The sequence below is a fragment of the Psychroflexus tropicus DSM 15496 genome, from assembly GCF_000378765.1.
GTDB classification, from domain to species: domain Bacteria; phylum Bacteroidota; class Bacteroidia; order Flavobacteriales; family Flavobacteriaceae; genus Psychroflexus; species Psychroflexus tropicus.
In genome coordinates this window covers 154,625-166,842 of the sequence record NZ_KB905343.1, presented here as the reverse complement: position 1 = coordinate 166,842, position 12,218 = coordinate 154,625, and the positions used below count along the sequence as shown (strand labels likewise).

Below are 12,218 nucleotides of genomic sequence, written 5' to 3'. Positions count from 1 at the left end.
CACACAATGGAGGGAACAATTACAGAACATATCAAACATTTTACTGAAGAATTAGGAGAACAAATCGACTTGGTTGCTGTTTCTAAAACTAAGCCAAATGAAGACCTGATGGAGGCTTATGAAGCTGGGCAACGCATATTTGGTGAAAACAAAGTGCAGGAGATGACCGATAAGTGGGAGTCTTTACCTAAAGACATCAAATGGCACATGGTAGGTCACGTTCAGACCAACAAAGTGAAGTATATGGCCCCTTATGTGGATCTTATTCATGCGGTGCATAAGATGAAATTACTCAAAGAAATCAATAAAAGAGCAAAAGAAAATGATCGAGTAATCAATTGTTTATTACAGGTCAAAATTGCAGAAGAAGATTCAAAATACGGCATGTCACCAGATGAAATACGGTCGTTCTTAAAAGATGAAAAACTTTCAGAATTAAAAAATGTGAAGCTTAAAGGATTGATGGCGATGGCAACATTTACAGATGATGAAGAACAAATTCATCGGGAGTTTCAAGTATTGGAAGATTTATACGATGAAACTTCAAAAACACATCCAGACTTCAGTATTTTATCGATGGGAATGAGTGGAGATTACAAAATTGCCATGCAGCATAAAACGACTATGGTTAGGATAGGAAGCTCTATTTTTGGAGCAAGACACTAATAACCACCAATAAAAAATGCCATCGATCTCTTATCGATGGCATTTTTAATACATCTCCAAAAACTTATTTGATTTCAATTAAACGCGCTGGCTTTGGCTTAGCCTCTTCACGTTTTGGAATATCTACATGGAGTACACCGTTAGTATACTTTGCTGATATTTTTTCTCCGTCTACACTATCTGGTAACGTAAAGGATCTTTTAAAGGACTGGTAGCTAAATTCTCTGCGAGTATAGCGCTCCCCCTCTTTATCTTCATGCTTTTCTTCCTTTTCAGAAGAAATGGTCAGATCATTATTGTTCAATTCAATATTGAAATCCTTTTTCTCGAAACCAGGTACAGCGACTTCAACACTGAATTTATCTTCTGTTTCTTTAATGTTAACAGAGGGTAATGTGGTGTTGGTTTCTGAATAATCTCTGTTGAAAACGTCATTCGAAAAAAAGCGATCAAAGAGACTTAAATCTTGATTTGTGAATCTTGTTGGTAACATAATTTATAATTTTAAGGTTAATTTCATTTTTAAAATCAGATTTCAAATTAAATACCAAACTGAAATTCGACTAAAAATGCAGATATTTTGAATAAATTGAAATTATGCAAAACTTTATTATGTCATAATGTCGTTATTATACCTAAAATTAATGTCACTTTGTCATTTTAATGATGTTGATTATAATTTGTATGAAGCTTAGCTCAACCAAAACGATTCAAAACCTTAAACTTTAATCCAAAAGGGAATGAAACGGAATTATATATTTACTTTTGTAAGTATTCTATAAACCAGACTTAGTTAGATTGTACGCTATATTAGACATAGAATCCACAGGGGGGAAATACAATGAAGAAGGAATAACTGAAATTGCTATTTATAAGTTTGATGGTCATGAAATTGTAGATCAATTTATATCTCTAATAAATCCAGAACGTAAAATACAGTCCTTTGTTGTTGGTCTTACAGGCATCAATAACGAGATGCTTCATTACGCACCTAAATTTTATGAGGTCGCCAAACGTATTGTAGAAATTACTGAAGGCTGCATCATAGTGGCTCATAATGCTAAGTTCGACTACAGAATGCTACGTTTGGAATTCGACAGGCTTGGTTTTGATTTTGAACGTAAAACCTTATGCACTGTCAAATTATCCAAAAAGCTCTTACCAGGATTTGATTCTTATAGTTTAGGAAAGCTGGTTAGAAAATTAGGTATTCCAATCACAGACCGACATCGTGCTAGCGGTGATGCTTTAGCTACGGTAAAGTTGTTTAAGTTGCTACTAGAAAAGGATATAGATAAGGAAATTATAAGCTCAAATTTAAAGCTTAATAAAATAAGTAGTGTAGATCAGAAATTGATTAAACTCATCGATCAATTACCCAATGCTGTAGGTGTCTATTATTTTTCTGATCCTGAAGGTAATATTATCTACGTTGGGAAAAGTAAGGATATCAAAAAGAGAGCAAATCAGCATTTCACCAGTGATGCCCCAAAATCCAGAGAAATTCAGAAGCAGGTTTCGTCTATAGATTTTGAAAAGACTGGAAATGAGCTTCTGGCCTTACTGAAAGAAAACCAATCTATTAAAAAATTAAAACCGAAATATAATGCTGCTCTGAAAAAGGATTTATTCACTCACGGTCTGTATGTATTTCAAGACCATAACGGCTATTTAAATCTGTGTGTTTCTAAACTCAATCCTAATCAGAAATACATCACGAGCTTTACAAATTACCAGCAGGGAAAAGCTTTCATGGAGCGAGCCCTAGAAACCTATGAGCTCTGTCAAAAATTAACAGGACTTCATAAAACCAAAGGCGCCTGTTTTAACTACACCATAAAGCAATGTCATGGAGCCTGCATTGAGGAAGAATCTGCAGAAAGTTATAATGAACGCGTGCAGGAACTCATCAATTTTTATGATTATAAAAATAAAAACATGATCATCCAAGATAGGGGTCGACACCCTGGAGAAAAAAGTGTGGTACTAATAGAAAATGGAGAACTTGCTGGAGTGGGCTACACAGAATTGAATTTTCAGATTGAAAATATCTCCATTTTAAAAAATATTATAAACCCGATGGATAATGATAGAGATGCTCAACATATCATACAGAGTTATCTCAGAAAAACCCGAAAGTCGTTAAAAATTATTAATTATTAAATCATGTCTTGGAAGGAAAAAGTACATGAAGTCATTTATGAAGCAGATACTAAAGCTGGAAAGGCTTTTGATGTAGCACTATTAATTGTCATCTTAGTAAGTCTAGCCCTGGTAGTCTTAGACTCAGTTGAAGAAATTAGTCTTAAGTATCATTCGTTATTTGTTAGTTTAGAATGGGTAATCACAATTTTCTTTACCATTGAGTATATCCTTAGAGTCATCAGCATAAAGAAAGCTAAAAACTATATTTTTAGCTTCTACGGTATCATCGACTTTCTTTCTACAATACCGCTTTACATTTCATTGATTTTTGTTGGTTCTGGAGCCTTGTTATCTTTAAGAGCATTAAGGCTGCTAAGGGTTTTTAGAGTGTTTAAATTAGTGAGATACTCTGGCGCAGGATCTAGAGTCGCAGTAGCCTTAAAAAATAGTGTGCCTAAAATATTGATTTTCATCTATAGCGTAGTTATTATTTCATTTATAGCTGGCACGGTGATGTATATAGTTGAGGGACCCGAACATGGGTATACCTCTATCCCCAGAGGAATATACTGGGCGATAGTCACACTCACCACTGTTGGCTTTGGCGATATACATCCAGTTACCCCTTTAGGGCAATTGGTCGCTACAATCATTATGCTACTAGGCTATGGAATTATCGCTGTTCCTACAGGTATAGTTACTGCTGAAATGACTAAAGAAAACGTTAGAAGAAATACACAGGTATGCTATAATTGCGGTGAAGATGAACATAGAGATGGTGCAGATTTTTGTCACAACTGCGGTTATGCTTTAAACCAGGATAAAACTGCAAAAGAAAAGGAAAATGACACCTGAGCTAATTTGCGTTGTTGGGCCAACAGCCATAGGAAAAACTGCTTTAAGTATTGAGCTTGCCCGACGCTATTCCACTGAAATCATATCAGCAGACTCCAGGCAATTCTATAAAGAAATGTCAATTGGCACCGCAGTACCCTCGCCAATAGAACTAAGTATGGCTAAGCATCACTTTATCCAACATATATCCATAACCGAAGACTATAATGTTGGAAAGTTCGAAACACAAGCCATTAAGGTGTTAAGAGGAATTCATAAGACTAATTCTAAGGCTATTTTAGTTGGCGGTAGCGGCTTATATCAAAAAGCAGTAACGGAGGGTTTAGACTATTTCCCAGATATTCCAATATCAATAAGGCAAAAGTATAATACTCTGCTTGAAAAAGAAGGCATTGAAGCTTTAAGAATCTTACTTAAGAAAAAAGATTTAAAAACCTACGAAACGATTGAAAAATCGAATGCAAGGCGACTCACGAGAGCTTTAGAGGTTATTGATGTTTCTGGTAAACCCTTTAGCAATTTTCAAGCTCAAGAAAAACAAAAAAGGGATTTTGATGTCAAAAAAATAGGTCTGGATGCGCCAAGAACTATTATATACGAGCGTATTGAAAAGCGCGTGGACCTCATGATTGAAGATGGACTTATAGATGAAGCCAGAGCTTTACATCCCCAAAGGCATCTTAATGCTTTACAGACAGTTGGTTATAAAGAGCTGTTTAGGCATTTTGATGGCAACTGTAGTTTAGCTGAAGCCATCGATGAGATCAAAAAAAACACGAGAAGATACGCCAAAAGACAACTCACCTGGTTCAAAAAAGATCCTGAAATCCAATGGTTCCGTTACCTCACTCCACCAAGTGACATTACAAAAGCATTAGAGAAAATGAAAAACTAGCCGCACTTAGTACAGCTAGTTTTACATATTATGTTGGAACTGAAAAAAGTGTACTTCTTATAATTAAGCACCTTTTCCATCGGAGCCTTTAACGACCAGACGAAAACCTTCACCGTGAATATTCAAGATTTCTACGGTATCATCTTTTCTCAGGTATTTTCTTAATTTGGCGATGTAAACATCCATACTTCTAGACGTAAAATAGTTATCATCTCTCCAGATTTTAGTCAATGCCAGCTCTCTCGGCATTAAATCATTTTCATAAAGCGCTAATAAACGAAGCAATTCGTTTTCTTTCGGAGATAACTTAATTGGCTCCTCTTCTTTATAGGTTAAAAATCTAAGTTTAGAATTGAGATGAAAGTTACCGATGGTAAATTCAAATTGCTTGCTATCTGCCAATGTATCAGAGTTTTTACGCTGCATAATGGCTTTTATCTTCATTAAAAGCACCTCACTATCGAAAGGTTTATTAAGATAATCATCTGCACCTACTTTATAACCTTTAAGTACATCGTCTTTCATCGCCTTTGCAGTAAGGAAAATAATAGGGATATCTTCGTTTTTTGCTCGGATTTCTTTTGCTAAAGTAAACCCATCCTTATAAGGCATCATGACATCTAAAATACACAAGTCATAATTCCCCTTCTTAAACTTTTCGAAACCCTCCATACCGTTTTTAGCATGAGTAACTTCGTAATTATTCATGGACAAATAGTCCTTCAATACGATTCCAAAGTTTGGATCGTCTTCTACTAATAAAATTTTCTTGTTTTCAGTTTCCATATATTTATGATATTAATGGTAATTTAATTATAAATGAACTTCCTTTTCCTTTTTCACTTTTCACAGAGATCTCTCCATGATGGTCTTCTATAATTCGTTTAACGTAGGCCAGTCCAAGACCATGACCCTTAACATTGTGCACATCGCCTGTGTGCTCTCTATAAAATTTATCGAATATTTTTTTCTGAACTTGCTTTGACATCCCACTACCTTTGTCTGTGACGATAACCACTATATAGTTATTTACATTTTCAGTTTTTACTGTAATTTCAGGAGCTTCAGGTGAGTATTTAACTGCGTTGTCCAAAATATTGACAATGACATTAGAGAAGTGGGAATCATTAGCTAAAATAGTATCTCTTTTAGCTTCTAAATGGGTTTGAATATTACCTCCCCTATTTTCCACGATTAAACTGATATGATTGATAGAATCTTCAACAATATCATGCAAATTCAATTTTTCTTTTTCTATATCTAACTCATTCTTTTCAAGCTTGGAGATTCTTAGAACATTTTCTACCTGAGCGTGCATTCTTTTATTTTCCTCACGAATCATATTCATGTAACGATCGACAGCTTCTGGATTTTTTGAAATCATAGGATTTTTGACTGAATCTAGGGCCAAATTAATGGTGGCTATAGGTGTCTTAAATTCGTGAGTCATGTTATTGATGAAATCCGTCTTGATTTGAGAGATTTGCCTCTGCCTAATTAGCTGTCCAATCGCTGAAGAAAATGCAAGAACAATCACAAGAGTAAACATTACAGACAATCCGCCCATCAATGCTATTGACGATAGTATCTGCTGATTCTTATCCTTGAAATTGATAAATAACTGGTAATCTGAGTATTCATCATTATAACTATACACTGGTACACCGTAAGTAGATGGAGAATTAAGTTCAAAACTCGCAGTTCTTACCTTGGTGGATAAGGCATTGCTATAGATCCCAAAATCATAGCTGGATTTTAAATTGCGCTTTTCCATTTGTTCGTCGATCAACCTTTTAATCTCCAGGGTATCAACACGTTTATGAATAGGAATTTTAGAAGCTAATTCTTTTATAGCGTCTAACCACAAATATTTTTGTTCTTCTTCTAAGTTACTTATTCTTTCAAACCGCTCCATTGCATTGAGAGTGGAACCATCAACATCCTGTCTTCTCATGACAGCAGTCAATTTCTTATTGACAAATTTTTTGAATTCTATAGAATCTTGGTTATCAGCCAAAAAGGGAGAGGCCACTTTATAATCTTCCTGGAATAATTGATTATAGTAAAAGTATTCTGTTGAAATTCCATCTTCCGGTAATTGAAAGATTTCACTTAGTTGAGTTCTCACCGGAGTTTCTGAATCTGCAATAGAAGCAAATTTGAAATAATACTTATCAATTTCCTCCTTTTCAAGTTGTTGAACAACGTTGATAAGAATTTGTTTAGCACCCATAGAGAACTGTTCTTCGTTACTTTCTACTGTGTTTTTGATCCAGTAGCCCTGCACGAAGATGATTCCTATTAGGGAAACACTCATCAGCACGATGATAAATGTGAATATACGTTGATTCATTCCGCCAAAATTACAGTTTTAACAAAATGCTTTCTCAGTGTTTAACCGAAAGTTAACAAGGCAATACACTTAATTATCTGAAAAGATTAGAAATTTCTCATGAAGTTGAGCCACCTGTTGCTGAGTTTCATTTAAATTAATATTTTCAATAATGAAATTCGCTAGTTTTTTCTTTTTGGATTGCGGCCATTGAGCCTTCATTCTTGATTCTACCTGCTCATCACTTATTTTATCTCTGTTCATGACTCTACGAATTCGCTCTTCTTTCGGTGCAGTAACAAGCACTGTATAATCAAAACTGGAAGCCCTATCTTTTTCAAAAATAATAGCTGCTTCATAAATAATGTAAGGGAAATCTTGCTTACCAAACCAAATTTCAAAACTTTTATGTACACGAGGGTGAATAATTGAATTGAGTGCTTCTAATGCCTCTGTATCATTGAAAACAATTGAAGCTAAATCTGGTTTATGAATTTTACCATCTGGCTTAAGTTTAAGTTCGAAAACATCTGCAATTTCGAATGTAACTTCTGGTAAATCCAGTATCTTTTTTGCTTCTCTATCTGCAATAAATAGCGGAGCACCCAGCTTCTCAAACATCTCTGCAACGGTGGTTTTCCCGCTTCCGATTCCTCCTGTAAGTCCAACCTTTATCATTTCTTAATCAGATAATCTACTTTATAATTTTCTAAGGAGACGCTTTTGACGTACTTAGGTTTTTTAAATAGTTCCAAAAACATAAATTGATCATCAGGCTTGTATTTAGCAATGACTTTGAATCCTGACTCATCGATTCTTTCGTAATTAGATAAACTCGTTTTAAAATTAACCTTTACGGTCTTCGGGAAAATAAGAAGCTGTTCATTTAGTTCTGGATTTTCGAACTCAATTGGAATTTCAAAGGTCCCTTCCGTAAATTTAGCAACAGGGAGAGTGAAGTTGATCTTTTCTGTAAGATAATTGACAGAAAGGCTATCTATCTTTTGTATATCGATCTGACCTGAAAGGGTATCAGATACGTTATCAAAAGTTTTCTCCTCTGTAGCAACATAGTCTAAAGCTTTCAAAATAGAGTCGTTTCCAGATACTTCTATGTAACTAGGATCAAACTTGAAACTGGTCAAGGAATCGAATCCTTTACCGAAATTAACTTTAAGAGCAGATTTTATCTTCAACTTACGAGTTGTCAATACATAATAATCAAAAGAAAGGGTATCTTGAGCAAAAGTCAAATCCTCACTTGACAATTTTAATGTTTTAGTAATTTCGGCTTTATGTTTAATAAGGTCATACTCATACTGATTCGCAGTAGAATCCAATTGATTGAAATCAACATCAACAGATGAATTAAATAAATGTATTGCTAAAATTTTGAACCCAGACTGCTTAATTTGGGCACTCAATGTTTGGTCAGTCTGCTCCAAAATTAATGATTTTGGAACATTTTCTATATGAAATTGAAGGTCTAACTGATGGTTATATACTTTTGACATTTGCACAAACAGCCATATAAATAAGGTAAAAACAATAAAGAAAAAGAAAGCTTTATAATTTCTTTTTTTCAAGTTTCCCTTTAGCTTGTCAATTTGGTTTTTTGAATTCATCAATTGAAAAATAATTTTGGAAAGGTCTTTTTAGGATTCTTTTTCAAGATATGAATTTTATAGTAGCTTATTATAAAACCAATACCATAACTTAAAAATTGAATATTGGTTGCCAATAGGCTTAAAAAGGAAATTTTTATACTCTTATAATTGATTAAACTATCCAGCATAATTAATGAGTTGTAAAGCACATAAAAGTAAAGTATGAAATGAAGTTGAATAAATAAAAGCCCAATACCTATAAGTAGTCCTAGAGTATAATAAAACGGAAACCAATAGGTTGGCTTAGAAGTAGATGGATATCTTTCTAAAAGTATAGGCCTCACAAGTCCAAATTTAAAAATTTGTCTTGAGAATTTGATTAGGTCTGTTCGCCGTTTATGATAAACATGTGCTCCGTGAATAAAACCTACTTTGAATCCTAACTCCCTTAGCCGTATAGACAAGTCTGGGTCTTCACCAGGATGGATTTTACCAAAACCACCAGATTTCTTATAAGCAGACTTAGAGATTCCCATGTTAAAACTTCGAGGCTCATAAGACCTTGAAACTTTAGATTGCACAGTTCCTCTTATACCACCGGTTGTAAGAATAGAGGTCATCGCATAATCTATAGCTTTTTGTACACTTGTAAAGCTATCTAAAGCCTTATCACTACCGCCATAACAGTCTAAATATTTAAAATGTAAAGCCTCTCTAACTGTTTTTAGGTAGAACGATGGAACAATAACATCACTATCCAAAATGATGAAATAATTCCCCTTAGCTTTAGACATCCCAAAATTCCTCGAGTCTCCTGGACCTGAATTTTCTTTTAAAAAATAAGAAATATCGAGATCTTCCTTAAACTTATCAACAATTGCATCACAGGTTTCGTCCGATCCATCTTCTACAATAACAACCTCAAAATTACCTTCTACTTGAACTAAACTTTGCAAGAGTTCGTCTATTTCATTTGGGCGATTGTATACAGGAATAACAAAAGAAAAATGTAGTTCTATCATGCTGTAAAGGTATTACAAATAAAAAATCCCGAAGCTTAGCTTCGGGATTCATTAAGAAATTAGGTTATATCACATTACTGTTTCATAACTCTAAAAGTTTCTACTCGTCCTTCTACTTCCATAGAGACTAAGTAAACACCTGAATTGAATTCACTTAAGCTAATTTGAGGATTAGCAGAATTAGGAGAAGTTTCCTTAACTAACTGGCCCAACATATTGTAAACTTTTAAGCTCTCAACAGAAGACTGAGTCGAAATAGAAAGTATGTCTTTCACAGGGTTTGGATAGAAAGAGAAATCAATTGTATTCTCAAAATTATCGCTAGATAAGGTTCCTACACTTACCGTATAATCTTCAGCTTGACCAAAAGATGCTCCAGCACAAGGGTCTAAATATCCAGTAGTACCAAATATCTTTTTCACTCTCATACGTGTTTCTCCATCTGGGGCATCTGCTGGCACATCAAGCACCTGAACAGCCTGCTGGCCATCTGCTCCATTTGAATTTGTAATGGTTTGAGTGATTTCATACACTTCATTAGGACCATCAAAAAGGAAATCTTGGTTCCAGTCTATAAACACTGCAAATCTATTCGTAAAATTACCAGCGGTATTTCCTTCAAGCACAATCTCATAAGATTCTCCAGCATTGACATTTACTGTAATTCCTGTAAAATCTTCATGAGCAGGTGAAGCGTTAACAGCGGGATCAGTTGGATTAGTCATATCAGAAAATTCAACGTTCGATATTGGTTCTACGTCAATTGTAAAATCTAAAGGTCCACAATAGAAGCCTGGGAAACCTGGATCTGTATCTTGGGTAGGCAACTCAACTAGTGGTCCGCCACTCGCTAAAGACACCCAAAGTCCAAAAGCAGGTCCATTCTGATTCGCGGCAGGATCTAAAAATCCGGAGGCAAATACAGTAACTGCTGCATCTTCTAAGCCAAATGTTGCTAGTAATGCTAAATAACTTTCAACAACAGCAGAATTATCGGCTGTAGTCACATCTAAAACATAATTTCCTGTTGGTAACTCTAAGTAACCTTGAAATTCTGGGTAACTTATATCATCTACCAATACACCTCCATTACCTTGATTTACAACATCAACCGTAGGAGCATCAGGAGAACCATGATGTACTAATACATCTGTGTTACCAGCAGAAGCTGCTGCTTCTCTTGCTCCTGCAAATACCTCAAGATTGAAGGCTATGGCATTTACAGAGTCGTCAAATAATGAAGGGTCTAACACACCATCAGCAACCACGATATAGGTTTCACCATCTACTAGTGTTGGACTTACCGAAAATATACTTTCAGAAACATCAGTACTTGTACCAGGTGCAATATCAATAGTGATAGGCGTGTTTGCTGGAGCATCAACAAATGGACTAGCAGTTCTAAATTCAAAATCATCCAAAAGTAAATCTCCATTTAAATATACATCGACCACTTCTGCAGCTGGGTCTGGAGCGTTATGAACTACTTGAACCCTAGCTGATGGTATTGATACATTAATTGAGTAATCTTCAGCTTGTCCAAATCCAGTACCAAGACATGGATCTAAATAGTTGGTAGTTCCAAACAACTTCTTAACTCTCATTCGAGTCTCACCTTCTAGGGCATCGACAGGAACATCCAAGGTTTGGATGACTTGTTGTCCATCAGCACCGTTAGAATTAACTAATGTAGTTGTAATTTCATAAACCTCTCCAGCGTCATCTAAAACTTCATTTTGATTCCAGTCTATAAATACAGCAAAACGATTGGTGAAGTCACCATCAGTATTACCTTCTAGAACAATATCATAAGATTCTCCAGCTAAAACCTCCCCACTAATGCTTGTAAAGTCTTCGTGGGCTGGGGTGGCACCAACTGCAGGATCTGATGTATTAGCAATGCCAGCAAATTCTACATTTGAGATCGGCTCAACCGAAGAGGTAAAGTCTAAAGGACCACAATATGGCAGTGGAAATTCCGCTGCTGGCTCCCCTTCAATTCTAAATGCCAAACCGCCCTGGTCTGTAATGCCCAAGCCCGATAATGGTGTCCAGTCTAAAAAACCGCCGCCAAAAGCGTTTCCTGGATCAATTAAATGAGGTTCACCTACTCCAGTAACATCTTCACCTGAAGCAAAATGATTCCATCTTAGAGTCCCATCAAAACCAGGTATATTCATACGAGGTGCAAATGTGATCCAGTAATCTCCAGCACTTAGCGTTACTGGTGATCCCAAAGCTGCAACAATGTCTACAGTAATCTCCTCGCCACTGCCAACAACAGTAATTGCAGGATCTGCGGCATCGAGATTAACAATTTCAAGCACACCAGAGCCAGGTAAAGTTGGATCTCCAGCTGGGGTATTTGAAGTAGAGTTATCATAGATATAAACATCCAAACCTGTAAAATCCGCAACAAAATTTGCTCCATTATTAAAACCAAACGCAGTTACGGAAGTTATATCTGAGTCTTCAGCAAGATTAAAATCATCTGCAGTGTAAACTCCAAGATCATCTGGTGCATTAGAATACACAGATACAATACCATTACCGTTAGGTCCAGGAAGTGCTTCGTACAAAACAGCTTTTTGAGATTCAAATACTGGAACCTTCGAATTTGATTTCATTGCAAGATCTTGTGCATTTGCAGAAAATGCAAAAACAAGACCCATTAAAGTCATTGTAATTCTTTTCAT

Annotated in this window: 11 protein-coding genes; 4 read left to right on the top strand and 7 right to left on the bottom strand. The window is 35.5% G+C overall.

Features of this window, described 5'->3' with window-relative positions:
• Positions 1 to 6: 6 nt before the first annotated feature.
• Complete coding sequence (locus F598_RS0105535) at positions 7 to 666, top strand: YggS family pyridoxal phosphate-dependent enzyme (RefSeq protein WP_019038030.1); 660 nt, start codon at positions 7 to 9, stop codon at positions 664 to 666.
• A 64-nt stretch (positions 667 to 730) separates the two neighbouring features.
• Here F598_RS0105535 and F598_RS0105530 read toward each other — a convergent pair whose 3' ends face one another.
• A complete protein-coding gene (locus F598_RS0105530; RefSeq protein WP_019038029.1) occupies positions 731 to 1,159 on the bottom strand; it encodes an Hsp20/alpha crystallin family protein in 429 nt (142 codons plus the stop codon).
• Between the two features lie 305 nt (positions 1,160 to 1,464).
• Here F598_RS0105530 and F598_RS0105525 point away from each other — a divergent pair, with 305 nt between their 5' ends.
• From F598_RS0105525 to miaA, 3 genes are read left to right on the top strand one after another with little or no spacing between them, the layout of a single operon-like run.
• Entirely contained in the window at positions 1,465 to 2,829 is a 1,365-nt protein-coding gene (locus tag F598_RS0105525) for an exonuclease domain-containing protein (RefSeq protein ID WP_019038028.1), read from the top strand.
• 3 nt (positions 2,830 to 2,832) lie between these two features.
• The gene (locus F598_RS0105520) at positions 2,833 to 3,666 is read left to right on the top strand and encodes an ion transporter (protein WP_019038027.1); all 834 of its coding nucleotides are present in this window, start codon (positions 2,833 to 2,835) and stop codon (positions 3,664 to 3,666) included.
• Positions 3,656 to 4,561, top strand: coding sequence for a tRNA (adenosine(37)-N6)-dimethylallyltransferase MiaA (gene miaA / locus F598_RS0105515; protein ID WP_019038026.1), 906 nt, complete (start codon positions 3,656 to 3,658; stop codon positions 4,559 to 4,561). The genes F598_RS0105520 and miaA overlap by 11 nt, the downstream gene beginning before the upstream one ends.
• 63 nt (positions 4,562 to 4,624) lie before the next feature.
• On the opposite strand, the gene F598_RS0105510 is transcribed toward miaA, so the two are convergent.
• From F598_RS0105510 to F598_RS0105485, 6 genes are all read right to left on the bottom strand, one after another.
• Positions 4,625 to 5,347, bottom strand: a complete 723-nt coding sequence (locus F598_RS0105510; RefSeq protein WP_019038025.1) for a response regulator transcription factor — start codon at positions 5,345 to 5,347, stop codon at positions 4,625 to 4,627.
• Between the two features lie 4 nt (positions 5,348 to 5,351).
• On the bottom strand, positions 5,352 to 6,914 hold the full coding sequence (locus F598_RS0105505; protein WP_019038024.1) for a sensor histidine kinase: 1,563 nt from the start codon (positions 6,912 to 6,914) through the stop codon (positions 5,352 to 5,354).
• A 69-nt stretch (positions 6,915 to 6,983) separates the two neighbouring features.
• Entirely contained in the window at positions 6,984 to 7,571 is a 588-nt protein-coding gene (gene coaE / locus F598_RS0105500) for a dephospho-CoA kinase (protein ID WP_019038023.1), read from the bottom strand.
• Entirely contained in the window at positions 7,568 to 8,518 is a 951-nt protein-coding gene (locus tag F598_RS0105495; protein WP_019038022.1) for a YbbR-like domain-containing protein, read from the bottom strand. The genes coaE and F598_RS0105495 overlap by 4 nt, the downstream gene beginning before the upstream one ends.
• Positions 8,518 to 9,522 carry a glycosyltransferase family 2 protein gene (locus tag F598_RS0105490; protein ID WP_019038021.1) on the bottom strand — a complete coding sequence of 335 codons (1,005 nt, stop codon included), beginning with the start codon at positions 9,520 to 9,522 and terminating at the stop codon, positions 8,518 to 8,520. The genes F598_RS0105495 and F598_RS0105490 overlap by 1 nt, the downstream gene beginning before the upstream one ends.
• 74 nt (positions 9,523 to 9,596) lie before the next feature.
• The gene (locus F598_RS0105485) at positions 9,597 to 12,218 is read right to left on the bottom strand and encodes a GEVED domain-containing protein (RefSeq protein WP_019038020.1); all 2,622 of its coding nucleotides are present in this window, start codon (positions 12,216 to 12,218) and stop codon (positions 9,597 to 9,599) included.

Bases quoted from the DNA above. Each gene is read 5' to 3' on its own strand.
- coaE (WP_019038023.1), bottom strand. From the start codon at position 7,571: ATGATAAAGGTTGGACTTACAGGAGGAATCGGAAGCGGGAAAACCACC.
- F598_RS0105520 (WP_019038027.1), top strand. From the start codon at position 2,833: ATGTCTTGGAAGGAAAAAGTACATGAAGTCATTTATGAAGCAGATACT.
- F598_RS0105510 (WP_019038025.1), bottom strand. From the start codon at position 5,347: ATGGAAACTGAAAACAAGAAAATTTTATTAGTAGAAGACGATCCAAAC.
- F598_RS0105505 (WP_019038024.1), bottom strand. From the start codon at position 6,914: ATGAATCAACGTATATTCACATTTATCATCGTGCTGATGAGTGTTTCC.
- F598_RS0105485 (WP_019038020.1), bottom strand. From the start codon at position 12,218: ATGAAAAGAATTACAATGACTTTAATGGGTCTTGTTTTTGCATTTTCT.
- F598_RS0105495 (WP_019038022.1), bottom strand. From the start codon at position 8,518: ATGAATTCAAAAAACCAAATTGACAAGCTAAAGGGAAACTTGAAAAAA.
- F598_RS0105530 (WP_019038029.1), bottom strand. From the start codon at position 1,159: ATGTTACCAACAAGATTCACAAATCAAGATTTAAGTCTCTTTGATCGC.
- miaA (WP_019038026.1), top strand. From the start codon at position 3,656: ATGACACCTGAGCTAATTTGCGTTGTTGGGCCAACAGCCATAGGAAAA.
- F598_RS0105490 (WP_019038021.1), bottom strand. From the start codon at position 9,522: ATGATAGAACTACATTTTTCTTTTGTTATTCCTGTATACAATCGCCCA.
- F598_RS0105535 (WP_019038030.1), top strand. From the start codon at position 7: ATGGAGGGAACAATTACAGAACATATCAAACATTTTACTGAAGAATTA.